Source organism: Pseudomonas sp. R38(2017), assembly GCF_002112395.1.
Taxonomy (GTDB): Bacteria; Pseudomonadota; Gammaproteobacteria; order Pseudomonadales; family Pseudomonadaceae; genus Aquipseudomonas.
The window spans coordinates 1-24,679 of sequence record NZ_NEHN01000016.1 but is presented as its reverse complement, the minus strand read 5'-3'; the positions used below and the strand labels follow the sequence as shown (position 1 = coordinate 24,679).

26 protein-coding genes and 1 tRNA gene are annotated in these 24,679 nt (G+C 59.7%); 2 read left to right on the top strand and 25 right to left on the bottom strand.

Going from position 1 to position 24,679, the window contains the following annotated elements:
• Positions 1-36 precede the first annotated feature (36 nt).
• From der to trmJ, 19 genes are all read right to left on the bottom strand, one after another.
• Positions 37-1,509, bottom strand: coding sequence for a ribosome biogenesis GTPase Der (gene der / locus CAF87_RS28705; protein ID WP_085699823.1), 1,473 nt, complete (start codon positions 1,507-1,509; stop codon positions 37-39).
• A gap of 140 nt (positions 1,510-1,649) precedes the next feature.
• Entirely contained in the window at positions 1,650-2,801 is a 1,152-nt protein-coding gene (gene bamB / locus CAF87_RS28700; RefSeq protein ID WP_085734103.1) for an outer membrane protein assembly factor BamB, read from the bottom strand.
• On the bottom strand, positions 2,794-3,435 hold the full coding sequence (locus CAF87_RS28695; RefSeq protein WP_085734102.1) for a tetratricopeptide repeat protein: 642 nt from the start codon (positions 3,433-3,435) through the stop codon (positions 2,794-2,796). The genes bamB and CAF87_RS28695 overlap by 8 nt, the downstream gene beginning before the upstream one ends.
• Before the next feature lie 41 nt (positions 3,436-3,476).
• Positions 3,477-4,766 carry a histidine--tRNA ligase gene (hisS, locus tag CAF87_RS28690; protein ID WP_085734101.1) on the bottom strand — a complete coding sequence of 430 codons (1,290 nt, stop codon included), beginning with the start codon at positions 4,764-4,766 and terminating at the stop codon, positions 3,477-3,479.
• Between the two features lie 22 nt (positions 4,767-4,788).
• A complete protein-coding gene (gene ispG, locus CAF87_RS28685; protein ID WP_007956680.1) occupies positions 4,789-5,898 on the bottom strand; it encodes a flavodoxin-dependent (E)-4-hydroxy-3-methylbut-2-enyl-diphosphate synthase in 1,110 nt (369 codons plus the stop codon).
• Between the two features lie 3 nt (positions 5,899-5,901).
• Positions 5,902-6,945 (bottom strand): RodZ family helix-turn-helix domain-containing protein, encoded by a 1,044-nt coding sequence (locus CAF87_RS28680; protein WP_085734100.1) that lies wholly within the window; start codon positions 6,943-6,945, stop codon positions 5,902-5,904.
• Positions 6,945-7,703 carry a type IV pilus biogenesis/stability protein PilW gene (gene pilW / locus CAF87_RS28675; protein WP_085734099.1) on the bottom strand — a complete coding sequence of 253 codons (759 nt, stop codon included), beginning with the start codon at positions 7,701-7,703 and terminating at the stop codon, positions 6,945-6,947. The genes CAF87_RS28680 and pilW overlap by 1 nt, the downstream gene beginning before the upstream one ends.
• A gap of 12 nt (positions 7,704-7,715) precedes the next feature.
• Positions 7,716-8,864, bottom strand: coding sequence for a 23S rRNA (adenine(2503)-C(2))-methyltransferase RlmN (gene rlmN, locus CAF87_RS28670; RefSeq protein ID WP_085709400.1), 1,149 nt, complete (start codon positions 8,862-8,864; stop codon positions 7,716-7,718).
• 28 nt (positions 8,865-8,892) lie between these two features.
• Positions 8,893-9,318 (bottom strand): nucleoside-diphosphate kinase, encoded by a 426-nt coding sequence (gene ndk, locus CAF87_RS28665; RefSeq protein WP_003227894.1) that lies wholly within the window; start codon positions 9,316-9,318, stop codon positions 8,893-8,895.
• 88 nt (positions 9,319-9,406) lie between these two features.
• The gene (gene iscX / locus CAF87_RS28660) at positions 9,407-9,607 is read right to left on the bottom strand and encodes a Fe-S cluster assembly protein IscX (RefSeq protein WP_027619659.1); all 201 of its coding nucleotides are present in this window, start codon (positions 9,605-9,607) and stop codon (positions 9,407-9,409) included.
• Positions 9,608-9,621: 14 nt separating this feature from the next.
• Complete coding sequence (gene fdx / locus CAF87_RS28655; protein WP_085734098.1) at positions 9,622-9,963, bottom strand: ISC system 2Fe-2S type ferredoxin; 342 nt, start codon at positions 9,961-9,963, stop codon at positions 9,622-9,624.
• Positions 9,963-11,828 (bottom strand): Fe-S protein assembly chaperone HscA, encoded by a 1,866-nt coding sequence (gene hscA / locus CAF87_RS28650; protein WP_085734097.1) that lies wholly within the window; start codon positions 11,826-11,828, stop codon positions 9,963-9,965. Before hscA ends, fdx begins: the two co-directional genes overlap by 1 nt.
• Before the next feature lie 51 nt (positions 11,829-11,879).
• Positions 11,880-12,401 carry a co-chaperone HscB gene (hscB, locus tag CAF87_RS28645; RefSeq protein WP_085734096.1) on the bottom strand — a complete coding sequence of 174 codons (522 nt, stop codon included), beginning with the start codon at positions 12,399-12,401 and terminating at the stop codon, positions 11,880-11,882.
• Positions 12,402-12,409: 8 nt separating this feature from the next.
• A complete protein-coding gene (gene iscA / locus CAF87_RS28640) occupies positions 12,410-12,733 on the bottom strand; it encodes an iron-sulfur cluster assembly protein IscA (protein ID WP_003227904.1) in 324 nt (107 codons plus the stop codon).
• Positions 12,734-12,761: 28 nt separating this feature from the next.
• A complete protein-coding gene (gene iscU, locus CAF87_RS28635) occupies positions 12,762-13,148 on the bottom strand; it encodes a Fe-S cluster assembly scaffold IscU (protein ID WP_003227907.1) in 387 nt (128 codons plus the stop codon).
• Positions 13,149-13,249: 101 nt separating this feature from the next.
• Complete coding sequence (locus CAF87_RS28630; RefSeq protein ID WP_085709396.1) at positions 13,250-14,464, bottom strand: IscS subfamily cysteine desulfurase; 1,215 nt, start codon at positions 14,462-14,464, stop codon at positions 13,250-13,252.
• Positions 14,465-14,514: 50 nt separating this feature from the next.
• Complete coding sequence (iscR, locus tag CAF87_RS28625; RefSeq protein ID WP_007956690.1) at positions 14,515-15,006, bottom strand: Fe-S cluster assembly transcriptional regulator IscR; 492 nt, start codon at positions 15,004-15,006, stop codon at positions 14,515-14,517.
• Positions 15,007-15,175: 169 nt separating this feature from the next.
• Complete coding sequence (gene cysE, locus CAF87_RS28620; protein ID WP_085734095.1) at positions 15,176-15,952, bottom strand: serine O-acetyltransferase; 777 nt, start codon at positions 15,950-15,952, stop codon at positions 15,176-15,178.
• Positions 15,953-15,954: 2 nt separating this feature from the next.
• Entirely contained in the window at positions 15,955-16,725 is a 771-nt protein-coding gene (gene trmJ / locus CAF87_RS28615; protein ID WP_085734094.1) for a tRNA (cytosine(32)/uridine(32)-2'-O)-methyltransferase TrmJ, read from the bottom strand.
• Positions 16,726-16,870: 145 nt separating this feature from the next.
• Between trmJ and suhB the strand changes: the two genes are divergently transcribed.
• Positions 16,871-17,689, top strand: a complete 819-nt coding sequence (gene suhB, locus CAF87_RS28610) for an inositol-phosphate phosphatase (protein ID WP_085709393.1) — start codon at positions 16,871-16,873, stop codon at positions 17,687-17,689.
• 117 nt (positions 17,690-17,806) lie between these two features.
• Here suhB and CAF87_RS28605 read toward each other — a convergent pair whose 3' ends face one another.
• From CAF87_RS28605 to queA, 6 genes are all read right to left on the bottom strand, one after another.
• A complete protein-coding gene (locus tag CAF87_RS28605) occupies positions 17,807-18,355 on the bottom strand; it encodes a glycine zipper 2TM domain-containing protein (protein ID WP_085709392.1) in 549 nt (182 codons plus the stop codon).
• A 120-nt stretch (positions 18,356-18,475) separates the two neighbouring features.
• Positions 18,476-19,390 carry a protein translocase subunit SecF gene (gene secF / locus CAF87_RS28600; RefSeq protein WP_085734093.1) on the bottom strand — a complete coding sequence of 305 codons (915 nt, stop codon included), beginning with the start codon at positions 19,388-19,390 and terminating at the stop codon, positions 18,476-18,478.
• A gap of 9 nt (positions 19,391-19,399) precedes the next feature.
• Positions 19,400-21,268 carry a protein translocase subunit SecD gene (gene secD, locus CAF87_RS28595; RefSeq protein ID WP_085734092.1) on the bottom strand — a complete coding sequence of 623 codons (1,869 nt, stop codon included), beginning with the start codon at positions 21,266-21,268 and terminating at the stop codon, positions 19,400-19,402.
• Positions 21,269-21,332: 64 nt separating this feature from the next.
• Positions 21,333-21,671: a preprotein translocase subunit YajC gene (gene yajC, locus CAF87_RS28590; RefSeq protein WP_003227923.1), complete on the bottom strand. Its 339-nt coding sequence runs from the start codon at positions 21,669-21,671 to the stop codon at positions 21,333-21,335.
• 43 nt (positions 21,672-21,714) lie between these two features.
• A complete protein-coding gene (gene tgt / locus CAF87_RS28585; protein ID WP_170929648.1) occupies positions 21,715-22,830 on the bottom strand; it encodes a tRNA guanosine(34) transglycosylase Tgt in 1,116 nt (371 codons plus the stop codon).
• A 14-nt stretch (positions 22,831-22,844) separates the two neighbouring features.
• On the bottom strand, positions 22,845-23,909 hold the full coding sequence (gene queA, locus CAF87_RS28580) for a tRNA preQ1(34) S-adenosylmethionine ribosyltransferase-isomerase QueA (protein ID WP_085734090.1): 1,065 nt from the start codon (positions 23,907-23,909) through the stop codon (positions 22,845-22,847).
• Positions 23,910-24,017: 108 nt separating this feature from the next.
• Here queA and CAF87_RS28575 point away from each other — a divergent pair.
• Positions 24,018-24,102, top strand: a tRNA-Leu gene (locus tag CAF87_RS28575).
• Positions 24,103-24,679: the final 577 nt, after the last annotated feature.

Below are 24,679 nucleotides of genomic sequence, written 5' to 3'. Positions count from 1 at the left end.
GCGCCAGACGGCGCCCTTCTCTCTTGATGACCGGGATCAGCGCTTGTCGCGGCGCTTCTTGCTGGCCTTCTTGTTATGCGACATCAAACGACGCTTCTTGTTGACCTGGCGGTCGGTCAGCGTGTTCTTGTTGCCTTCGTACGGGTTCTCGCCGCCCTTGAACTCGATACGGATAGGCGTACCGACCAGTTTGAGCACACGGCGGTAAGTGTTTTCCAGATAGCGCACGTATGAATTAGGCACTTTCTCGATCTGGTTGCCGTGGATCACGATCAGCGGCGGGTTGGCGCCACCGAGGTGGGCATAACGCAGCTTGATCCGGCGGCCATTGACCATCGGTGGCTGGTGCTCACTGACCGCGTCTTCGAGGATCTGGGTCAGACGGCTGGTCGGCCAGCGGGTGACCGCCGACTTGAACGAGTTCTGCACCGAAGCGTAGAGGTTGCCCACGCCGGTGCCGTGCAGGGCCGAGATGAAGTGGATGTCGGCGAAGTCGACGAAGAACAACCGGCGTTCCAGTTCGGTCTTCACGTAGTCACGCTCGCCCGGAGTCATGCCATCCCACTTGTTCAGCGCGATGACCAGCGCACGGCCGGACTCGAGGGCAAAGCCGAGCAGGTTGAGGTCGTGGTCGACCACACCTTCGCGGGCGTCCATCACAAAGATCACCACGTTGGCGTCTTTGATCGCCTGCAGGGTTTTGACCACGGAGAACTTTTCGACTTCTTCATGGATCTTGCCGCGCTTGCGCACACCGGCAGTGTCGATCAGCGTGTACTTCTCGTCGTTACGCTCGAACGGGATGTAGATACTGTCGCGAGTGGTGCCCGGCTGGTCGTAAACGATCACTCGTTCTTCACCCAGCATGCGGTTGACCAGCGTCGACTTGCCGACGTTCGGCCGGCCGATGATGGCGATCTTGATGCCGTCCTTTTCGCTCGGGCCTGGAATGCGCTTGGCTTCCTCGCCTTCGGCGACTTCTTCCTGCTCTTCGCCTTCCTGCGGCTCGTCCTCATCTTTCGGGAATTCGCTCAGGGCGATTTCCAGCAATTGAGTGATGCCACGACCATGAGCACCGGCAATCGGGATCGCATCGCCCATGCCCATCGGCGCGAATTCGGCGCGAGCCATTTCCGGATCGATGTTGTCGACCTTGTTGGCGACCACGTAGGAACGCTTGTTACGTTTGCGCAGGTGTTCGCCGATCATCTGGTCGGCGGCGGTGAAGCCCGCCTTGGCATCTACCAGGAACAGAACGACATCCGCTTCTTCGATGGCCAGCAGCGACTGCTCGGCCATTTTTTCGTCCATACCATGCTCGTCACCGGAGATACCGCCGGTGTCGATCAGAATGTAGGAACGCCCTTGCCACTTGGCCTCACCGTACTGGCGATCACGGGTCAGACCGGACAAGTCGCCGACGATGGCGTCGCGAGTCCTGGTCAGGCGGTTGAACAAGGTGGACTTGCCGACGTTCGGTCGGCCCACCAGGGCGATTACGGGAACCATGCGGCTCTCCACTTCGTTATTTCAGAAAATACAAAAGCCGCTGCGAGGCAGCGGCTGGTGCTCGGGGCAACACCCATGGGTGTTGCAAACCCTGCCGGAGCAGGGCCGCTTGGGGATCAACCCCAAGCATAGTCAAACCATTACTTGATGGTCAGGGCTTCCAGTTTGCCGCTGTTGCCATACACGTAAATCGTGTCACCCACCACCAGCGGACGGGCACGCAGGCCGTCGCTGTCGATGCGCTCACGGCCGACGAAACGACCGTCCACCTGACTCAGCAGATGCAGGTAACCTTCCAGGTCACCGACTGCAACGTAGCTGGAGAACACTTCCGGAGCCGACAGTTGACGGCGTGCCAGCGAGTCGTTGGTCCACAGTGCAGTGGTCGAACGCTCGTCGACGCCTTCAACGGTGCCCGAAGACAGACTCACGTAGACGTTGCCGAAACCCTGAGCGATACCGGCGTAGCTCGACGCATCGCGCTGCCACAGTTGACGGCCGCTTTCCAGGTCCAGTGCCGCAACGCGACCCTGATAGCTGGCAACGTACAGTGTGCCGCCGGACAGCAGCAGACCGCCGTCGATGTCGACCACGCGCTCCAGTTCCGAACGACCTTGTGGAATTGCGATCCGTTGTTCCCAGACCGGCACGCCGTTGGAAATGTCCAGAGCGACCACTTTACCGGTCGACAGACCAGCCACCGCGAGGCGGTTGGTCGCGAGCGGCGCACTGGTGCCACGCAGGGTCAGTACGGCCGGAGTGCTGTCATACACCCAGCGCTGTTGACCGGTGGATGCATCCAGACCGATCAGACGATCGTCCTGGGTTTGCACGACCACGATGTCGCCGTTGCTGGCTGGAGGCGCCAACACTTCACTGGTCACGCGAGCGCGCCACTTTTCTTCACCGTTGATGGTGTCGAGAGCGATGACGTCGCCACGCAGCGTGCCGACCAGAACCAGACCGTAACCCACGCCGACGGCGCCGGAAACTGGCACATCCAGTTCTTTCTTCCACTTCACGTCGCCGTTGCTGCGATCCATGGCCATCACGATGCCAGTCACGTCGGCTGCATAGATGGTGTCACCATCGATCGCCGGCACCAGCATGTTGTAGGTTTCGCCCTGACCGTCACCGATCGAACGACTCCACACTTTGTGCAGAACCACTTCTTCCTTGAAGGAAGTCAGTTCGGCCGGTGGCAGTTCCTTGGTGCTGTTGCTGCTGCAACCCGTGGCCAGAATGGCCAGAGCCAGCAATGCTGCATGCTTCCAACCGATCACGTCACGCATCCCCTTTGGCCAGGTCGTCCAGCTTGATTTGAAGGCCACCGACTGCCGCTTCATCCGACAGTGCCGCCTTGGCTTTTTGATACGCCGCGTTCGCTTCGTCAGTGCGGCCCAGCTGTACCAGCAGGTCGCCCTTGAGTTCTTCGCGAGTGGCCAGGAACGACTTGTCGGCATCGCCTTCAAGCAGTTTCAGGGCTTCATCCGCCTTGTTCTGTGCGCCCAGCACCTGCGCCAGACGCTGACGGGCGATTTCGCCCAGCGCCGCGTTGGCCGGTTTGGCAACGATGGCTTTCAGTTCGGTCGCCGCGTCGTCCAGCTTGCCGCTGTCGACCGCAACCTTGGCCACGAACAGACTGCCGTACTGCGCATAGGCCGTACCGCCGAACTCGCTGTTGAGCTTGCCGGCCAGATCCGCGACGCGCGCGGCGTCAGGCTTGCCGTCCGGGGTCAGCGTGGTTTCCAGCAATTGCTGATAGAGCACCGAGGCGCCTTGCGACTGGTTGCTCTGATACTTGTGAAATGCCTGCCAGCCGAACACGATGACCAGCGCCAACAGGCCGCCAGTGACCAGAGGTTTGCCGTTGCGTGTCCACCAGTCCTTCAAATCCGCCAACTGTTCGTCTTCGGTACTCGACACCCCAATACTCCTTAATCGCTAAATCGGCTGTTTAAACAGCTTCAACCCTGCACGACGCAGGTGGCCAGGTGAGCGGCAAGCGCATCCCAGGCAATGCTTTGTTGTTCGCCCTGGCCACGCAGGGGTTTGAAACCTACCACTTGCTGGGCCATTTCGTCGTCACCGAGGATCAGTGCATACAGCGCACCGCTCTTGTCGGCTTTCTTGAACTGGCTCTTGAAGCTGCCGGCACCGGCATTGACCTGCAGGCGCAGGTTCGGCAACTGGTCGCGTACACGCTCGGCCAGGGCCAGACCGGCCAGCTCCGCCTCTTCGCCAAAGGCGCAGAGGTAGACGTCGACTTGACGGGAAAGCTCTTGCGGGATCTGCTCCAGGGTTTCCAGCATCAGCACCAGGCGCTCGATGCCCATGGCGAAACCGACGCCCGGAGTCGGCTTGCCGCCCATCTGCTCGACCAGACCGTCGTAACGGCCGCCCGCGCACACAGTGCCTTGGGCGCCGAGCTTGTCGGTGACCCATTCGAATACGGTTTTGCTGTAGTAATCGAGGCCGCGCACCAGTTTCGGGTTGAGCACGTAAGGAATGCCGACAGCATCCAGACGGGCCTTCAGACCTTCGAAGTGGGCACGGGACTCTTCATCCAGGTAATCCGCCATCTTTGGCGCATCGACCAGCACCGCCTGGGTGTCGGCGTTCTTGGTGTCGAGCACGCGCAGCGGGTTGGACTTCAGGCGACGCTGGCTGTCTTCGTCCAGTTTGTCGTGGTGCGCCGAGAGGTACTCGACCAGCGCTTCACGATAACGGCCGCGGGACTCGCTGGTGCCAAGGCTGTTGAGTTCGAGCTTGACGGCATCACGGATGCCCAGCTCGCCCCAAAGGCGCCAGGTCATGATGATCAGCTCGGCGTCGATGTCCGGACCGTCGAGGTTGAAGACTTCCAGACCGATCTGGTGGAACTGGCGATAACGGCCTTTCTGCGGACGCTCGTGACGGAACATCGGACCGATGTACCAGAGTTTCTGCACCTGGCCACCGCCGGTGATGCCATGCTCGAGCACGGCACGCACGCACGCAGCAGTGCCTTCCGGACGCAGGGTCAGGGAGTCGCCGTTGCGGTCGTCGAAGGTGTACATCTCTTTTTCGACGATATCGGTCACTTCACCGATCGAGCGCTTAAACAGCTCGGTGAACTCGACGATCGGCATGCGGATCTGCTTGTAACCGTAGTTATCCAGCAAACGCGAAACGGTGCCTTCGAAGTAGCGCCATACCGGAGTCTGTTCCGGCAGGATGTCGTTCATGCCACGAATGGCTTGCAGGGACTTGCTCACAGAAATTCCTTAATTCGTTCGATCAGCCGCGCGCGATGACCGCTGCGTCGGCTTCGACCTTCTCGGCCGCCTTCTCGCGGATCAGCTTTTCCAGCTCGTCCACCAGATTGTCATTCGTCAGTTTCTGCGACGGCTTGCCGTCGATATAAATCAGGTTCGGCGTACCGCCGGTCAACCCGATATGGGCTTCCTTGGCTTCGCCGGGACCGTTGACCACGCAACCGATCACCGCAACATCCAGCGGCACCAGCAGGTCTTCAAGGCGCCCTTCCAGCTCGTTCATGGTCTTGACCACATCGAAATTCTGCCGCGAGCAGCTCGGGCAGGCGATGAAGTTGATGCCACGGGAACGCAGATGCAAAGACTTGAGGATGTCGTAACCGACCTTCACTTCCTCGACCGGATCGGCCGCCAGCGAGATGCGGATGGTATCGCCAATTCCCTCGGCGAGCAGCATACCTAGGCCCACGGCGGATTTCACTGTACCGGAGCGCAATCCACCGGCTTCGGTGATGCCCAGGTGCAGTGGCTGGACGATTTCTTTCGCCAGCAGGCGGTAGGCCTCGACGGCCATGAACACGTCGGAGGCCTTCACGCTGACCTTGAAGTCCTGGAAATTCAGGCGTTCGAGGTGTTCGACATGACGCAGCGCGGACTCGACCAGCGCGGCCGGGGTCGGCTCACCGTATTTCTTCTGCAGGTCTTTTTCCAGGGAACCGGCGTTGACGCCGATACGGATCGGAATCCCGCGGTCACGGGCAGCATCGACCACCGCACGCACGCGGTCTTCGCGACCGATGTTGCCCGGGTTGATGCGCAGGCAGTCCACACCCAGTTCGGCCACGCGCAAAGCGATCTTGTAGTCGAAGTGGATGTCGGCAACCAATGGCACCTTGACCAGTTGCTTGATCTTGCCGAACGCCTCGGCGGCGTCCATGTCCGGCACCGATACGCGAACGATGTCGACGCCAGCGGCTTCCAGACGGTTGATCTGGGCCACGGTGGCCGCAACATCGTTGGTGTCGCTGTTGGTCATGCTTTGCACCGCGATAGGTGCATCGCCGCCCACAGGCACGTTACCGACCCAGATCTTGCGCGATTCGCGACGTTTGATTGGAGATTCGCCGTGCATGACTTATTGACCCAACTTCAGGCGAGCAGTCTCGCCACTGGTGAACGGAGCGATATCGACCGGCTGGCCGTTGTAGCTGACCTGCGCGGCCCGGGCAACACCCAGACGAACAGCCAGCGGTGGCTTGCCTGCCACGGAGACGCTGTCGCCTTTATGTTTCAGACCGCTGAACAGAACCTTGCCGCGACCATCGGTGACCTGTGCCCAGCAATCGCCGGTGAACTGCAGCTGCACCTGACCTTCGCCTGCTACCGGCGCAGCGGTTTCTGCGGTGGGTGCCGGAGTGGCCGGGACTACGGGTGCGGTGACAGTCGGTGCCGGAGTCGCCGGAACATTAGTGGCAGGTGCAGCCGGAGTGGCGACAACCGGGGCCGGGGCATGAGCCGGAGCAGCCGGCGTCACCGTCGGGGCAGCAGGTACGGCCGGTGCGGCTGCCGGAACAACTGGCTCGACACCGGTCGACTCGGCAGCGGTTTCCGATTGGGGCAGTGCCAGCGCTGTCGCGCCCTCGGTCTGACCTTCGGTAACGGCCTGGTCTTCCGGCTCGTCGATCGGATGAATCTGCGTGGTCCCATCGGCGCCTTCGACTTCAACGTGCTCCGGGGCCAGACTGGTCAGATCCTTGGTGCGCAGCGAGGTTTGATCCTGCCACCAGACGAAGCCGCCGCCGATGACCGCGATCAGCAGCAACAGGCTGACGATACGCAAAATGGTGTGGGAAACCCGGACCGGCTCTTCAATCCGGCCCAAGGCATGGACATTGCTGCCCTGGGAGTCGGTGCCGGTGGACTGGTCGAACTGCTGGACCAGGACCGCCTGATCCATGCCGAGCAATTTGGCATAGGCGCGAATATAGCCGCGAGCGAAGGTATGCCCCGGCAGCTTGTCGAACGCACCGGCTTCGAGGTTGGTCAGGGAAGTCACGGTGAGGTTGAGCTTGAGGGCCACTTCGGCCAGCGACCAGCCATTGCTTTCGCGGGCCTGGCGCAAGGTCTCACCGGGGTTAACGCGATTCGCTGCTACAACTTCGGGATGCGCCGCTTTCATCATTGCTCCGACAGGTATTGCTGATATTCCGGCGTACCGGGATAGAGTCGTTTTAATTGCAGGCCCGCACTGGCGGCCTTGTCGCGATCTTCAAACACTTTTGCCAACCGAACCGCGAGCAACAGACTACGTGCATTTTGCTCGGACAGCTGGCTGAAACGGTCGTAATAGTCACGCGCGGGCACATAATGCCTGTCTTCGAATGACAACTCAGCCATTTCCAGCAACGCCCGTGGCTGCTGACGGTTCAAACGCAATGCTTTTTCCAGTTGCTGCTGGGCCAAGTCACGCTGGCCAAGCTTGGACGCCGTCATGCCGAGGTTCTCGAACACACGCGAACGCTCAGGATACAGGGTATCGGCGGCGGCCTGTTCAAAACGCTCGTAGGCTTCCTTGTAACGCTGCTCTTCGTAGAGAAAACTGCCGTAATTGTTCAGGATGCGGGCATCGGCGGGACGGGAGGACAGTGCCTTGCGAAAGTGTTCGTCGGCCAGCTTAGGCTCCATCTCGGACTGAAAGACCAGCCCAAGGGCGGCGTTGGCGTCGGGATCGGAACCGTCCAGCTCAAGGGCCTTTTTCAAGGGTATCTTGGCCCGTTCGGTCATGCCTTGCTGCAAGTATCCCAGCCCCAGCTGCACGTAGGCAGCCCGCGCTTCGTCGCGGCCCTTGCTGGTCTTCATCGGGTTGTAATCACCCGACAGGACACAGCCAGCACACAGGCTGGCCAACAGCAACAGCAGCGCAAAGCGCAGGGACATAGAGATCCTCTCTTAGTTAGTGTTCGCGGCGTTTTGTGCCAGATCGCTGTCGGCGCTCAATTCGCGCACGGCGATGTAACGTTCACTGCGACGGGTGCGATCCAGCACCTGCCCTACCAATTGACCGCAAGCTGCGTCGATGTCTTCACCACGGGTGGTGCGCACAGTGACGTTGTAACCTGCCTGATGCAGCTGATCCTGGAACCGGCGAATCGCGTTGTTGCTTGGTCGCTCGTAACCGGAATGCGGGAACGGGTTGAACGGAATCAGGTTGATCTTGCAGGGAATATCCTTGAGCAGCTCGATCATTTCCACCGCGTGTTCAAGCTTGTCGTTGACGTCCTTGAGCAAGGTGTACTCGATGGTCAGCACACGTTTCTCGCCCAGGGCGGACATGTAGCGAACGCACGAATCGAGGAGCATCTTAAGCGGATATTTCTTGTTGATCGGCACCAATTGGTTACGCAATGCGTCATTCGGTGCGTGCAGGGACAACGCCAGGGACACATCGATGTGCTTGGCCAGCTCATCGATCATCGGCACCACACCCGACGTGGACAGGGTCACGCGGCGCTTGGAGATCCCGTAGCCCAGGTCATCCATCATCAGATGCATGGCGGCCACGACGTTGTCGAAGTTCAGCAGCGGTTCGCCCATGCCCATCATCACCACGTTGGTGATGGCGCGGTCGATGGTAGCCGGAACACTGCCGAAGGATTTGTTGGCAATCCACACCTGGCCGATGACTTCGGCGGCGGTGAGGTTGCTGTTGAAGCCTTGCTTGCCGGTGGAGCAGAAACTGCAGTCCAGGGCACAGCCTGCCTGGGACGAAACGCACAGAGTGCCGCGCTTGCCCTGGGGAATGTAAACGGTCTCGACACAGCTGCCGGACGCCACGCGCACCACCCACTTGCGGGTGCCGTCGCTGGAAATGTCCTCGCTGACCACTTCGGGACCACGAACTTCAGCAACAGCCTTGAGCTTTTCGCGCAAGGCCTTGCTGACGTTCGTCATGGCGTCGAAATCATCGACGCCAAAGTGGTGAATCCATTTCATTACCTGACCGGCACGGAAACGCTTCTCCCCGATTGAGTCGAAGAATTTTTCCATTTCCGGCTGGGTCAGACCCAGCAGGTTGGTTTTAACAGTCGATGTAGTCATGGATTCACCTTCACTCTTAAGCCAATGCTTAGCGAGTGGTTACTTCAGTAGCTGCGAAGAAGTACGAGATTTCGCGAGCGGCAGCGGCTTCGGAGTCCGAACCGTGAACGGCGTTGGCGTCGATCGACTCAGCGAAGTCAGCACGGATGGTGCCGGCAGCAGCTTCTTTAGGGTTGGTAGCGCCCATCAGCTCACGGTTGCGAGCGATGGCGTTTTCGCCTTCCAGAACCTGAACAACAACCGGACCGGAGATCATGAAAGCAACCAGGTCACCGAAGAAGCCGCGCTCTTTGTGCTCAGCGTAGAAGCCTTCAGCTTCGGCTTTGGACAGTTGCTTCATTTTCGAGGCAACCACTTTCAGACCAGCCTTTTCGAAACGGGTAACGATTTCGCCGGCAGCGCCTTTTGCAACAGCGTCAGGCTTGATGATGGAGAAAGTACGTTGAACAGCCATGGTGTAACTCCAGAAACGATAATTTGCGAAAAATTAAACCCGCGAATTATACGCGGGTTCTTGGGTATTGCCTAACCTGCAAGGATGATCAGTCTACTTCTTCGATCCAGAGCGCCTGAACCGCTTCCAACACTTTCTCGCCGACCCGGCCAGAGGTGTTGTCGAAATCGGGCAGCTCCATGATCCATCGCTGCAAGTCGACGAAATTGACAGAGAGCGGATCGACGTCCGGCTTGGCTTCGGCCAGCTCTTCTGCAATACGTTGAACATCATTCCAACCGTAGCTCATGACAGTCTTACCAGTCAGTGCGGCGCCTCGGCCGCATGGTTAAGCGAATATTTCGGAATCTCGACGGTGAGGTCTTCCTCGCCGACGATGGCCTGACAGGCCAGGCGCGACTGCGCCTCCAGACCCCAGGCACGATCAAGGAAATCTTCCTCCAACTCGTCAGCTTCTTCCAGCGAGTCGAAACCCTCGCGGATGATGCAGTGACAGGTGGTGCAAGCGCAGACGCCGCCACAGGCGCTTTCCATCTCGATGTGGTGTTCGTGGGCCAGCTCGAGAATCGATGTGCCGGGCTCAGCCTCGACCACCATGCCTTCAGGGCAGTACTTCTCGTGGGGCAGAAAAATGACCTGCGGCATCAGATATCCTCGATTTCATTCAGATTGCGCCCCGACAGAGCGGCTTTCACCGTCTGATCCATACGACGGGCTGCAAAAGCATCGGTCACTTGCGACAGACGCTTCGTCTGCTGCTCGATGGCATAACCATCGGTACCTTTCATCAGTTCGGTCAGTTCCTGCACCTGCAGATCGATGACCATGCGCTCTTCGGCGTCGAGCAAACGCTCGCCATCCGCCTCCAGAGCGCCCTGCACCGCTTCGATCAGGCGCTGGGCATCGACTTGCTGCTCACGCAGAACGCGAGCGACCTTGTCGTCATTGGCGTGCTGGAACGAATCCTTGAGCATTTTGGCGATTTCGCCATCGGTCAGGCCGTAGGACGGCTTGACCTGAATGCTGGCTTCAACGCCCGAACCCAGTTCACGGGCAGAAACGCTGAGCAGACCGTCGGCATCGACCTGGAAGGTCACGCGAATCTTGGCTGCACCGGCGACCATTGCCGGAATGCCGCGCAATTCGAAACGCGCCAGAGAGCGGCAGTCGCTGATCAGCTCGCGCTCGCCCTGCAACACATGGATCGCCATGGCCGACTGGCCGTCTTTATAAGTGGTGAAGTCCTGAGCGCGGGCAACCGGGATGGTGGTGTTGCGCGGGATCACCTTCTCCATCAGGCCGCCCATGGTTTCCAGCCCCAAGGACAGTGGAATCACGTCGAGCAGAAGCAGTTCGCCGCCATCGCGCTTGTTGCCGGCCAGTGTATCGGCCTGGATCGCGGCACCGATGGCCACCACCTGATCCGGGTCGATTTCGGTCAGCGGTTGACGACCGAAGGCTTCGGCGACAGCTTCGCGAACACGTGGAACGCGGGTCGAACCACCCACCATGACCACGGCATGCACATCTTCCAGCTCGATACCGGAGTCACGAACGGCACGGCGGCAGGCTTTCAGGCTGCGGGCGACCATTGGCTCGATCAATGCGTCGAAGGCCTCGCGGGTCAGCTGTGCTTTCCAGTCACCATAAGCAACTTCAACACTGTCGGCATTCGTCAGGGCTTCCTTGGCCGCACAAGCGGTTTGCAGCAGATTGCGCTGCGCACCCGGATCGAGATCGGCGGACAGGCCCGCGCTCTCAATGATCCAGCCGGCAATCGCGTGATCGAAATCGTCACCGCCCAGGGCACTGTCGCCACCGGTGGCCAGAACTTCGAAGACGCCGCCGGTCAGGCGCAGAATGGAAATATCAAAAGTACCGCCGCCCAGATCATAAATGGCGACCAGGCCTTCGGCATGCTGATCCAGACCATAAGCCACCGCAGCGGCGGTCGGTTCGTTGAGCAGGCGCAGCACGTTCAGACCGGCAAGCTTCGCCGCATCCTTCGTAGCTTGCCGCTGAGCGTCGTCGAAATAGGCCGGAACGGTGATCACCGCACCCACCAGCTCACCGCCCAAGGTCGCTTCCGCGCGCTGGCGCAGCACTTTGAGGATATCAGCGGAGACTTCAACCGGGCTTTTCGGCCCCTGCACGGTGTCGATGAACGGCATGTGGGATTCGCCGCCGACAAAGCGGTACGGCAGCTGATCGCCCAATTGTTTGACGTCGGACAAGCCACGGCCCATCAGGCGCTTGACCGACAGCACGGTATTCAGGGGGTCGGAGGACGCGGCCAGCTTGGCCGACTCGCCGACTTCGACGCGATCGGCGTGATAACGCACGGCGGAAGGAAGGATGACCCGCCCTTCGGCATCGGCCAGCGGCTCGGAAAGACCACTGCGCAACGCAGCGACCAGCGAATTGGTAGTGCCCAAGTCGATCCCCACAGCCAGACGACGCTGGTGCGGTTGAGGACTTTGGCCGGGTTCGGCGATCTGCAGTAGGGCCATCGTGATCAGGACTTATCTGTATATCAGGCGTGCGACCGGAGCGGCACTGGGTTAATCGTCGAGGCGCTCTTCTAACTGGCGCACTTCGTAGGTGAGTTTGTCGAGGAACTGCATGCGCCGCATCAGGCGCTCGGCCTGCTCGCGCTGCGCTACATCATCCCAACAGGCTGCGAAGCTTTCGTTCAGCGTTTCCTGGGCGGTTTTCAGGCGACGCTTGAAGGCCGCGACACCGTCCAGATCGGCACTGTCCTGCAGATCTTCGAGTTCTTCGCGCCACTGCATCTGCTGCAACAGAAACTCGGGATCGTGGACCGTAACCTCCATCGGCACTTCATGCCCGCTGATGGTCAGCAGGTAGCGCGCACGCTGGGCCGGACTCTTGAGCGTCTGATAAGCATCATTGAGCCGTGCAGACTGCTCGAGCGCCGAACGCTGCTCGCGCTCGGAAGCGTCGGCGAAGCGGTCAGGATGAACGCCGCGCGCCAACTCGCGATAGCGCGTGGCCAACTGTTCAAGATCCAGACGAAAGCCCGGTTGCAGCTCGAACAAAGCGAAATGACAAGGAATACCCACGACAAGCCTCAGATGTTGAAGCTTTCGCCGCAGCCACATTCACCGCGCACGTTGGGGTTGTTGAACTTGAAGCCTTCGTTCAACCCTTCCTTGACGAAGTCGAGCTCGGTGCCGTCGAGGTAAGCCAGGCTTTTCGGGTCGATAATCACTTTTTCGCCGTGACTTTCGAACACCTGATCTTCTGCAACCACCTCATCGACAAACTCCAGCACGTAGGCAAGGCCGGAACAGCCCGTGGTGCGAACACCCAGACGAATCCCTTCACCCTTGCCGCGCCCGTCGAGGGAGCGTCGCACGTGTCGAGCAGCCGCTTCTGTCATGCTGATAGCCATCGTTGACTCCTTACTCGTCGCCCAATGCTTAGATCAAGCCTTTCTTCTGCTTGTAATCGCGAACCGCCGCCTTGATGGCGTCTTCAGCGAGAACCGAGCAGTGAATTTTCACTGGAGGCAGGGCCAGTTCTTCGGCCAGCTGGGTGTTCTTGATGGTTTCAGCTTCGTCCAGGGTCTTGCCCTTCATCCACTCGGTGGCGAGGGAACTGGAGGCGATAGCCGAGCCGCAGCCGTAGGTCTTGAACTTGGCGTCTTCGATAACGCCCTGATCGTTGACCTTGATCTGCAGACGCATCACGTCGCCGCACGCCGGAGCGCCGACCATTCCGGTGCCGACATCAGGATCTTCCGCGTTCATCTTGCCGACGTTACGCGGGTTTTCGTAGTGGTCGATGACCTTTTCGCTGTAAGCCATGATTCTCAATCCTCACTCATCAGGGCCGCTCTTGAGACCCTGCAACTGCGCTGCGCAAATCGCCGCGTCGCTACAGGATCCGTATCCGGCGGCTTCTATGTTTAGTGTGCCGCCCACTCGATCTTCGAGATATCGACGCCGTCTTTGTACATGTCCCACAGCGGCGACAGAGCGCGCAGCTTGGTAACGGCCTCGCAGACTTTCTGCGCGGCGTAATCGATTTCCTCTTCGGTGGTGAAACGACCGAAGGTGAAGCGGATCGAGCTGTGTGCCAGTTCGTCGTTGCGGCCCAGGGCGCGCAACACGTACGAAGGCTCCAGGGACGCCGAGGTGCACGCGGAACCGGAAGAAACCGCCAGATCCTTGAGCGCCATGATCAGCGACTCGCCTTCAACGTAGTTGAAGCTCAGGTTCAGGTTGTGCGGAACGCGGGCGGTCAGGCTGCCGTTGACGTATAGCTCTTCCAGATGCTCGACCTGCTTGTAGAAGCGATCGCTCAGGGCCTTGATGCGCACGTTCTCGGCAGCCATGTCTTCCTTGGCCACACGGAACGCTTCGCCCATGCCGACGATCTGGTGGGTCGCCAGGGTGCCGGAACGCATGCCACGTTCGTGACCGCCACCGTGCATGGTCGCCTCGATGCGCACACGCGGCTTGCGGCTGACGTACAGCGCGCCGATGCCTTTAGGACCGTAGGTCTTGTGGGCAGAGAACGACATCATGTCGACTTTCAGCTTTTGCAGGTCAATTTCGACCTTGCCGGTGGACTGAGCGGCGTCGACGTGGAACAAAATGCCCTTGGAACGGGTCAGTTCACCGATGGCGGCGATGTCGTTGACCGTGCCGATTTCGTTGTTCACGTGCATCACCGACACCAGGATGGTGTCTTCGCGCAGCGCCGCTTCGATCATGGCCGGTGTGATCAGACCGTCTTCGGTCGGCTCGAGGTAGGTGACTTCGAAACCTTCGCGCTCCAGTTGGCGCATGGTGTCGAGGACAGCCTTGTGCTCGATCTTGGAGGTGATCAGGTGTTTGCCCTTGGAGGCGTAGAAATGTGCCGCACCCTTGATTGCCAGATTGTCGGACTCGGTGGCACCGGAGGTCCAGACGATTTCGCGCGGGTCGGCGTTGACCAGATCGGCCACCTGACGACGGGCGTTTTCGACGGACTCTTCGGCCTTCCAGCCGAACACGTGGGAACGGGACGCCGGGTTACCGAAGTTTCCGTCGACCAGCAGGCATTCACTCATTTTTTGCGCAACGCGCGGATCGACCGGGGTGGTCGCAGAGTAATCAAGGTAAATCGGCAATTTCATGGACTATCTCCTAAATCAGGCTGGCTGGCGTGCCGCTAGCTCTCTGGCTGTCATTCGACGGCGGACGCTTCAATCTTATCCAGGCGCGGCGCCTTGCCATTGCAACGACGCTGATCCTGACGCTGGGCCACTTCCTGCACCTCACGGCGAGTTACGAGGTCGGCCAAGCTGATACCGCTGAGAAATTCGTGAATCTGCAGGCTCAGGTCGCACCACAGGTGATGGGTCAGGCAGGTGTCGCCGGAATGGCAATCGCCCTGGCCCTGGCATTTTGTTGCATCGACCGATTCGTTCACCGCATCGATCACCTGAGCGACCTGGATGCCCTGCATGTCGCGGGACAACTGGTAGCCACCGCCCGGACCGCGAACACTGGAAACCAGGTTGCTGCGGCGCAGCTTGGCGAAAAGCTGTTCGAGATAGGACAGGGAGATGCCTTGGCGCTCGGAGATATCGGCCAGGGACACCGGCCCGTGCTGCGCGTGCAACGCCAGATCAAGCATGGCGGTCACGGCGTATCGGCCTTTTGTAGTCAGTCGCATGGACAATTACCACGGAGTTCGGAATGGACGGGAGTATGCAATTCCCGAGCATTTAAGTCAACTATAAGACCTAGTGCTTTAGTCGGGTTTACCCGCAAAAGAGCGCGCGAATGATAGCAGGGTCTGCGGCCTAATGGCACACCGGTCGGCAGCAGCCCCTACCGGGGCATCAGTGGAGCTTGGATTCGTCCTTGCCCTTGACGCAGGCGAAGTCTTCTTCACGCAGCTCGGGCAGATCTTTCGCACAGTAATTACTGCCCAGATCCTTCAGCGCGCCGCACATCCCTTCCAGACGGCCATCGACCGCCTGCAGGTGATCGAGCAGTTGACCAATGGCACGCGCCACAGGGTCCGGCATATCTTCGCTCACGCCGTAAGCATCAAAGCCGATTTTCTCGGCCATCGCCTTGCGCTTGGCATCGGCTTCATCATCGGATTTGACGATGATCCGCCCCGGAATGCCTACCACCGTGGCGCCCGGCGGCACCGCTTTGGTCACCACGGCATTGGAGCCGACCTTGGCGCCAGCGCCGACCGTGAACGGCCCTAGCACCTTCGCGCCAGCCCCCACCACAACGCCATCACCTAGCGTCGGGTGGCGCTTGCCTTTGTTCCAGCTGGTGCCGCCAAGGGTCACGCCTTGATAGATGGTGACGTCATCGCCGATTTCTGCGGTTTCGCCAATGACGATGCCCATGCCATGGTCGATAAAGAAGCGCCGCCCGACCTTGGCGCCCGGATGAATCTCGATACCGGTCAGCCAGCGACCGAAGTTCGACACCAGCCGCGCCAGCCATTTCAGATCGTTGCGCCAGAGCATGCCGGCCAGTCGATGAATCCAGATTGCATGCATGCCGGGGTAGCAGGTCAGGACTTCAAAAGCGTTACGCGCCGCCGGGTCTCGGTGGAATACGCTCTGGATATCTTCACGCAAACGCTCGAACATCATTAATCCTTCCGCTTAAGGAGCTCGCCACGGGCCGCTTTCTGGGTTTCCGTGAGGATGCCACGCAAAATATTCATTTCCGCCCGGCTGACCGAGCTACGTCCGTACAACCGGCGCAGGCGTGCCATCAAGTGCCGAGGCTTTTCCGGATCGAGGAATTCGATGGCCACCAGGGTCTGCTCCAGGTGCTCATAGAATCGTTCCAGCTCATCCATGGTCGCCAGCTCGGCGCTTTTCACGGAGGCCACTTCTTCCTTCTCGATCTTGGTCGGCTGCCCTTGGGCAGCCAGCCAGGCCATGCGCACTTCATAGCTCAACACCTGCACCGCCGCCCCGAGATTCAGCGAACTGAATTCAGGATCGGACGGGATGTGCACGTGAAAGTGACATCGTTGCAGCTCGTCATTGGTCAGGCCGGAGTCTTCACGCCCGAACACCAGCGCGATTTCCGCGCCCTGCCCGGCCTCCTCGACCACTTTGGTCCCGCATTCGCGCGGATCCAGCAGCGGCCAGGGAATGCGCCGGTCGCGAGCACTGGTGCCAAGTACCAGATTGCAACCGACCAGGGCGTCTTCCAAGGTGGCGACGACTTGCGCATTTTCAAGGATGTCACCAGCACCCGAGGCGCGGGCATCGGCTTCGTGATGCGGAAAGACTCGCGGGTCGACCAGCACCAGCCGCGACAAACCCATGTTTTTCATGGCGCGCGCGGTCCCGCCGATATTTCCCGGGTGGCTGGTATTGACCAGGACGACACGAATGTTTTGCAGCACGGCGGGCGCTCTCGGACTGGGGAAAGGGGTGCAAATCTTACAGAACAGCCTACCGTTAAGCTATGAAAGCGAACAGCGACCTTCACCTGAAGAAAAGTTCTGATAGAATGCGCGGCTTTCTTTAACAACCTTAGGTGACACATCCATGCAGCCCATGCTGAATATCGCGCTGCGCGCCGCCCGCAGCGCCAGTGAACTGATCTTCCGCTCCATCGAGCGCCTGGATACCATCAAGGTCGACGAAAAAGACGCCAAGGATTACGTATCCGAGGTCGATCGCGCCGCCGAACAGAAAATCATCGACGCCCTGCGCAAGGCTTACCCGAATCACTCGATCATGGGTGAAGAGACCGGCATGCACGCCGGCAGCGGCATCGAAGGCGAAGAATACCTGTGGATCATCGATCCGCTGGACGGCACCACCAATTTCCTGCGCGGCATTCCTCACTTCGCTGTCAGCATTGCCTGCAAATACCGTGGTCGCCTGGAACACGCCGTTGTTCTGGATCCGGTTCGCCAGGAAGAATTCACCGCCAGCCGTGGTCGTGGCGCTCAACTGAACGGTCGTCGCCTGCGTGTCAGCGGTCGTACCAGCCTGGACGGCGCTCTGCTCGGTACCGGTTTCCCGTTCCGTGACGACCAGATGGACAACCTCGACAACTACCTGGGCATGTTCCGCGCCCTGGTTGGTCAGACTGCCGGCATCCGCCGCGCCGGTTCGGCGAGCCTGGACCTGGCCTACGTGGCCGCCGGTCGTTTTGACGCCTTCTGGGAGTCGGGTCTGTCCGAATGGGACATGGCTGCAGGCGCGCTGCTGATTCAGGAAGCAGGCGGCCTGGTGAGCGACTTCACCGGCGGTCACGACTTCCTTGAAAAAGGCCACGTCGTTGCCGGCAACACAAAATGCTTCAAGGCAGTTCTGACGGCGATCCAGCCGCACCTGCCGGCCTCGCTGAAGCGCTAAGCCTCTCGCGAAACCGGAAAAGCACCCTTCCTGGGTGCTTTTTTTTATGCCTGTCATCACATAAATCCCGAGCACAAAAAAGCACCCCGAAGGGTGCTTCTTTTTTACTACAACCGCTTATTGCCCAGGCTGCGCCTGCGACAGGATCAGCTTGCCTTCCTTGTCGACCGGAATCTGGTTGCCCGGATCACGGTCCATCCGCACTTTGCCTTCCTTGCCGTCCAGCGAGTAGCGGACGTCATAGCCTACGACCTTGTCGCTGATGTCATTAACCGTATTACAGCGAGTCTGGGTGGTGGTGTAGGTATCGCGATTCTGCATGCCCTCCTGCACCTTGTTGCCGGCATAACCGCCACCGACCGCGCCAGCTACCGTGGCAATCTTCTTGCCAGTGCCGCCACCGATCTGGTTACCCAGCAAACCACCCGCCACGGCACCGATGGCGGTACCGAGAATCTGGTGTTGATCCTTGACCGGCGCCTGCCGGGTCACAGCGACATCCTTGCATACTTCACGTGGCGTCTTGATCTGTGTCTTGACCGGTTCAACGGCCAGAACCTGCGCATACTCAGGGCCGCTTTTAACCAGGCTGTAGGTGGCAACAGCGCCCCCGGCAGTCACACCGACAGCACCCAGTACCGCACCAACCAGCAACGACTTGTTCACATGAACCTCCTGACCATCACATGCGGGACGCGCCCGCGCTTCTCCCAGCCTTGGAGCAATAAAAAAGGCGCGAGTTCAACTCGCGCCTTTTTTGACTGACAACCGGGGAAGCGATGGCCGTTATGGACGGTCGTCGACTTCCTTCTCGGTATTGGCCGGCGGAATCAGGTCTTCCGAAGACAGATTCAGCCAGATCAGCACCACGTTGGCGATGTAGATCGACGAGTAGGTACCCGCCAGAACACCCACCAGCAGCGCCAGCGAGAAACCGTACAGATTGTCACCACCGAAGAACAGCAGTGCCGCGATCGCCAGCAAGGTGGAAACCGAAGTTGCAATGGTCCGCAACAGGGTCTGGGTGGTCGAGATGTTGATGTTCTCGATCAGCGAAGCCTTGCGCAGCACACGGAAGTTCTCACGCACCCGGTCGAACACGACGATGGTGTCGTTGAGCGAGTAACCAATGATCGCCAGTACCGCCGCCAGCACCGTAAGGTCGAAGGTGATCTGGAAGAACGACAGGATACCCACGGTCACGATCACGTCGTGAATCAGCGAAACGATGGCACCGACCGCGAATTTCCACTGAAAGCGGAAAGCCAGGTAGATCAGGATGCCGCCGAGCGCCAGCAGCATGCCGAGGCCGCCCTGATCGCGCAGCTCTTCACCGACCTGCGGGCCGACGAACTCGACGCGCTTGACCGTCGCCGGGTTCTCACCGCCGACCTTCTGCAGCGCTTCCGCGACCTGATGGCCCAGCTGCGGATCTTCACCCGGCATGCGCACCAGCAGATCGGTGGTCGCACCGAAGTTCTGCACGACCGCTTCGTGATAACCGGCAGTATTCAGCTGCTCACGCACCTTGGTGACGTCGGCCGGACGCTCGTAGGTCAGCTCGATGAGCGTACCGCCGGTGAAGTCCAGCCCCCAGTTCATGCCCTTGTGGAATACGCTGAAAACAGCCAGCAAGGTCAGGAACACTGTGACGCCGAACGCGAAGTTGCGGACGCCCATGAAGTTGATTGTACGTAACATGGCAGCCCCTTAAATCCACAACTTCTTGAAGTCACGACCGCCGAAGATCAGGTTGACCATCGCGCGGGTGACCATGATGGCCGTGAACATCGAAGTCAGAACCCCGAGGGACATGGTTACTGCGAAGCCCTTCACCGGGCCGGTGCCCATGGCGAAGAGGATGCCGCCGACCAGCAAGGTGGTCAGGTTGGCGTCGAGAATCGCGGTGAATGCCCGGCCGAAGCCCTCGTTGATCGCACGCTGCACGGTCATGCCGGCGGCGATCTCTTCACGGATACGCGAGAAGATCAGCACGTTGGCGTCGACCGCCATACCCATGGTCAACACGATACCGGCAATACCCGGCAGGGTCAGGGTTGCCCCCAGCAGCGACATCAGCGCCAGCAGCAGCACCATGTTCACCGCAAGTGCGACTGTGGCGATCAGGCCGAAGAAGCGGTAGATGGCGATGATGAACAGCGAGACGAACAGCATGCCCCACAACGATGCATCGATACCCTTGGTGATGTTGTCCGCCCCCAGGCTCGGGCCAATGGTACGTTCTTCAGCGAAGTACATCGGAGCCGCCAGACCACCGGCACGCAGCAGCAGCGCCAGTTCGGAAGACTCGCCCTGGCCGTTCAGGCCGGTGATACGGAATTGCGCACCCAACGGCGACTGAATGGTCGCCAGGCTGATGATCTTCTTCTCTTCCTTGAAGGTCTGCACGGCAACATCTTTCTCGACGCCGTCGACCATCTGCTTGACGTAGGTGGTCACCGGACGCTGCTCGATGAAGATCACCGCCATGCTGCGACCGACGTTGCTGCGGGTCGCGCGACTCATCAGCTCGCCACCGTGGCCATCCAGGCGGATGTTCACTTCAGGTGTGCCGTGCTCGCCGAAACCGGCCTTGGCATCGGTCACCTGGTCACCGGTGATGATCAGGCTACGCTCGATCTGTGCCGGAGGACGCTTGCCTTCGCGGAACTCGAAAGTCTCGGAAGTGGCTTTCGAAGCACCCGGTTCGGCAGCCAGACGGAACTCGAGGTTGGCGGTCTTGCCGAGGATACGCTTGGCTTCGGCAGTGTCCTGCACGCCCGGCAGCTCAACCACGATGCGGTTGGCGCCCTGACGCTGAACGATCGGCTCGGCAACACCCAGCTCGTTGACGCGGTTACGTACCGTGGTCAGGTTCTGCTTGATGGAGTATTCACGGATTTCCGCCAGCTTGGCCGGGGTCATCGCCAGACGCAGCACCGGTTGACCGTTGAGGTCGGCCGGAACAATGTCGAAATCGTTGAAATTCTTGCGGATCAGCGCACGGGCCTGCTCGCGGGAGTCAGCATCGCTGAAACCCAACTGAATGGCACCGCCCAGTTGCGGCAGGCTGCGATAGCGCAGTTTTTCTTTGCGCAGCAGGCTCTTGACGTCGCCTTCATAAACTTTCAGGCGTGCATCGAGGGCTTTTTCCATGTCCACTTCCAGCAGGAAGTGCACACCACCGGACAAGTCCAGACCGAGCTTCATCGGGTGCGCGGCCACACTGCGCAGCCATTGCGGGGTGGTCTGTGCCAAGTTAAGTGCGACGACGTAGTCATCACCCAATGCCTTGCGTACAACGTCCTTGGCCGGCAGCTGGTCTTCAGCCTTGGTCAGACGGATCAGACCGCCCTTGCCGTTCGCAGCCAGGCTCGATGCCTTGACGTTGATCCCGGATTCCTTGAGCGCCGTGCTCACGCGATCCAGATCGGACTGATTGACCTGCAGGGCCGTGCTGGCGCCGCTGATCTGAATGGCCGGGTCATCGGGGTATAGATTGGGAGCGGAATAAATCAGACCGATCGCCAGCACCGCCAGGATCAGAATGTATTTCCACAGAGGATATTTGTTCAGCATCACGCCGCCCGTTATGAACGCGGGGCGCCTTGCGCGCCCCGTCGATTGAGTAGAAGTTGGAACCTTAGATCGCTTTCAGCGTGCCTTTTGGCAGCGTGGCGGCGATGGCGCCCTTCTGGAACTTCATTTCCACGGTGTCGGAAACTTCCAGAACCACGAAGTCGTCGGCCACTTTGGTGATCTTGCCGGCGATGCCGCCGGTGGTAACCACTTCGTCACCCTTCGCCAGGCTGCTCAGCAGGTTCTTCTGCTCTTTGGCGCGCTTGGCCTGTGGACGCCAGATCATCAGGTAAAAGATGACCAGGAAGCCAACCAGGAAAATCCACTCGAAGCCGCCACCCATTGGGCCGGCTGCTGCCGGTGCAGCCGCGTCAGCCATGGCATTAGAGATAAAAAAGCTCATTTAGCACTCCAGTTGCAAATGTTGAATCTTGGGGTCAGAAAACTCAGTCCAAAGGCGGAACGGGAAGCCCGCGTTTGGCGTAGAAGGCATCGACAAAGGCGGCCAATGTACCCTGTTGAATAGCCTCGCGCAAACCAGCCATCAGCACCTGATAATGGCGCAAATTGTGGATGGTATTGAGCATGCTGCCGAGCATTTCGCCGCACTTGTCCAGATGATGCAAATAAGCACGCGAGAAGTTCTGGCAGGTATAGCAATCGCAGGTCGGATCCAGCGGCGAATCATCATGGCGATGGAACGCGTTACGGATCTTCAGCACGCCTGTATCAATGAACAGATGCCCATTGCGGGCATTACGGGTTGGCATCACGCAATCGAACATGTCCACACCGCGGCGCACACCCTCAACCAGATCTTCCGGTTTGCCAACGCCCATAAGGTAACGAGGTTTGTCAGCCGGCATCACGCCTGGCAGATAATCCAGCACCTTGATCATTTCGTGCTTGGGCTCGCCCACCGACAGGCCGCCGATGGCCAGACCGTCGAAGCCGATCTTGTCCAGGCCTTCCAGAGAACGCATGCGCAGGTCCTGGTGCATGCCGCCCTGAACGATGCCGAACAGCGCAGCGGTGTTGTCGCCATGGGCATTCTTCGAACGCTGAGCCCAGCGCAACGACAGCTCCATGGAAACACGGGCAACGTCTTCGTCGGCCGGATACGGGGTGCATTCGTCGAAGATCATTACGATGTCCGAGCCCAGGTCACGCTGGACCTGCATCGATTCTTCAGGGCCCATGAACACTTTCGAGCCGTCGACCGGGGAGGCGAAGGTCACGCCCTCCTCCTTGATCTTTCGCATGGCGCCGAGGCTAAACACCTGGAAGCCGCCGGAGTCGGTGAGGATCGGGCCTTTCCACTGCATGAAGTCGTGCAGGTCGCCGTGAGCCTTGATCACTTCGGTGCCCGGGCGCAGCCACAGGTGGAAGGTATTGCCCAGAATGATTTCCGCGCCAATCGCCTCGATATCACGCGGCAACATTCCTTTGACCGTGCCGTAAGTGCCCACCGGCATGAAGGCCGGGGTCTCGACGGTGCCACGGGGGAAGGTCAGGCGACCACGACGGGCCTTGCCATCGGTGGCCAGGAGTTCAAAGGACATGCGACATTCGCGACTCATTCTGTTTCCTCTGGGCCTGTCTGTTCAGGGGCAGTCGGTGCGGGATTACGGGTGATGAACATCGCATCACCGTAGCTGAAAAAGCGGTAACCGTTGTCCACGGCGGCCTTATAGGCGGCCATGGTTTCCGGGTAACCGGCAAACGCCGAAACCAGCATCAACAGCGTGGATTCGGGCAAATGGAAATTGGTCACCAAGGCATCGACCACATGGAACGGCCGGCCCGGGTAAATAAAGATGTCGGTATCGCCGCTGAACGGCTTGAGCACGCCATCGCGGGCGGCGCTTTCCAGCGAACGCACGCTGGTGGTGCCCACGGCAATTACCCGACCACCACGGGCGCGGCAGGCGGCAACGGCATCGACCACATCCTGGCCGACTTCCAGCCACTCGGTGTGCATGTGGTGATCTTCGATCTTCTCGACCCGCACTGGCTGGAAAGTACCAGCGCCAACGTGCAGCGTGACGAATGCAGTCTCGACGCCCTTGGCGGCAATCGCCTCCATCAGCGTCTGGTCGAAGTGCAGCCCGGCGGTCGGCGCAGCCACCGCGCCCAGTCTCTCGGCGTAAACGGTCTGATAACGCTCGCGATCCGAACCTTCGTCCGGGCGATCTATATAAGGAGGCAGCGGCATGTGCCCGACGCGGTCGAGCAGCGGCAGCACTTCCTCAGAGAAACCCAGCTCGAACAGCGCATCGTGACGCGTCAGCATCTCGGCCTCGCCACCACCGTCGATAAGGATCCTCGAACCCGGTTTCGGCGACTTGCTGGAACGCACATGGGCCAGCACGCGGTGCGTGTCGAGCACGCGCTCGATGAGGATTTCCAGCTTGCCGCCGGACGCCTTCTGGCCGAACAGCCGTGCCGGAATCACCCGGGTATTGTTGAACACCATCAGATCGCCCGGGCGCAGATGCTCAAGCAGATCAGTGAATTGACGGTGTGCCAGGGCGCCGCTGACCCCATCCAGGGTCAACAGGCGGCTACCGCGACGCTCGGCCAAAGGGTGGCGGGCGATCAGCGAATCAGGAAGCTCGAAGGTAAAGTCAGCAACGCGCATGATGGAGTTCGTCTAGCAGGGCCGGAAAGTCTAGCGGAAATATCGAAAATTGACCATGAAACGTGATTGACCAACGGTAGGGACCTCTCTATACTTCGCCGCCATTGAGCCCTGATGGCGGAATTGGTAGACGCGGCGGATTCAAAATCCGTTTTCGAAAGGAGTGGGAGTTCGAGTCTCCCTCGGGGCACCACACAAGCAGTAGATAGACGACTACCAGCGTCTATGAAGCATCCCTAAAGCCCGCTAACTGCGGGCTTTTTGCTGTCTGGGATAATATCCCCACCTCTACGCGATAACTTCGCCCTCTCCCCAAAGCAGCCCGTCGGGACAGACTCAGGGACAGCCTGTTAATCACTGACACCTCGACCTGAGCCGCTCGATGACGCCCGCATTGCCTGCAAAAACTATTGCAATGCATCCCGGCACAGAAAAGGCTGGTAGAACCCAGTGACTGGCCCTTCCCACGCGACGCCATCCAAACAGCACCACAAGGCTGCCAGCCCTCTCAGAGGCGCCCTGGAGAGCCGATCATTAAATTCCACTACCCAAGCGTAAATAGCTGCCAATCGCGCGCTGACGAAAAGCTTTAAGGTCGTAGAAGCCCTGACTTAACTTGGAGGCAGCCGCAAGGCGTCCGAGAATGCTGTACGAACTTTCCTGCGGGCAAAACAAAACCCCAACTGCTTTCGCAATTGGGGTTTCGGAATTTAATCTTGACGATGACCTACTCTCACATGGGGAAACCCCACACTACCATCGGCGATGCA

Coding starts and splice junctions, on each gene's coding strand:
- der (WP_085699823.1), bottom strand. CDS start 1,509: ATGGTTCCCGTAATCGCCCTGGTGGGCCGACCGAACGTCGGCAAGTCC.
- bamB (WP_085734103.1), bottom strand. CDS start 2,801: ATGCGTGACGTGATCGGTTGGAAGCATGCAGCATTGCTGGCTCTGGCC.
- ispG (WP_007956680.1), bottom strand. CDS start 5,898: ATGCACGGCGAATCTCCAATCAAACGTCGCGAATCGCGCAAGATCTGG.
- CAF87_RS28680 (WP_085734100.1), bottom strand. CDS start 6,945: ATGAAAGCGGCGCATCCCGAAGTTGTAGCAGCGAATCGCGTTAACCCC.
- pilW (WP_085734099.1), bottom strand. CDS start 7,703: ATGTCCCTGCGCTTTGCGCTGCTGTTGCTGTTGGCCAGCCTGTGTGCT.
- rlmN (WP_085709400.1), bottom strand. CDS start 8,864: ATGACTACATCGACTGTTAAAACCAACCTGCTGGGTCTGACCCAGCCG.
- ndk (WP_003227894.1), bottom strand. CDS start 9,318: ATGGCTGTTCAACGTACTTTCTCCATCATCAAGCCTGACGCTGTTGCA.
- iscX (WP_027619659.1), bottom strand. CDS start 9,607: ATGAGCTACGGTTGGAATGATGTTCAACGTATTGCAGAAGAGCTGGCC.
- fdx (WP_085734098.1), bottom strand. CDS start 9,963: ATGCCGCAGGTCATTTTTCTGCCCCACGAGAAGTACTGCCCTGAAGGC.
- hscA (WP_085734097.1), bottom strand. CDS start 11,828: ATGGCCCTACTGCAGATCGCCGAACCCGGCCAAAGTCCTCAACCGCAC.
- iscA (WP_003227904.1), bottom strand. CDS start 12,733: ATGGCTATCAGCATGACAGAAGCGGCTGCTCGACACGTGCGACGCTCC.
- iscU (WP_003227907.1), bottom strand. CDS start 13,148: ATGGCTTACAGCGAAAAGGTCATCGACCACTACGAAAACCCGCGTAAC.
- CAF87_RS28630 (WP_085709396.1), bottom strand. CDS start 14,464: ATGAAATTGCCGATTTACCTTGATTACTCTGCGACCACCCCGGTCGAT.
- iscR (WP_007956690.1), bottom strand. CDS start 15,006: ATGCGACTGACTACAAAAGGCCGATACGCCGTGACCGCCATGCTTGAT.
- cysE (WP_085734095.1), bottom strand. CDS start 15,952: ATGTTCGAGCGTTTGCGTGAAGATATCCAGAGCGTATTCCACCGAGAC.
- suhB (WP_085709393.1), top strand. CDS start 16,871: ATGCAGCCCATGCTGAATATCGCGCTGCGCGCCGCCCGCAGCGCCAGT.
- secF (WP_085734093.1), bottom strand. CDS start 19,390: ATGTTACGTACAATCAACTTCATGGGCGTCCGCAACTTCGCGTTCGGC.
- secD (WP_085734092.1), bottom strand. CDS start 21,268: ATGCTGAACAAATATCCTCTGTGGAAATACATTCTGATCCTGGCGGTG.
- yajC (WP_003227923.1), bottom strand. CDS start 21,671: ATGAGCTTTTTTATCTCTAATGCCATGGCTGACGCGGCTGCACCGGCA.
- tgt (WP_170929648.1), bottom strand. CDS start 22,830: ATGTCCTTTGAACTCCTGGCCACCGATGGCAAGGCCCGTCGTGGTCGC.
- queA (WP_085734090.1), bottom strand. CDS start 23,909: ATGCGCGTTGCTGACTTTACCTTCGAGCTTCCTGATTCGCTGATCGCC.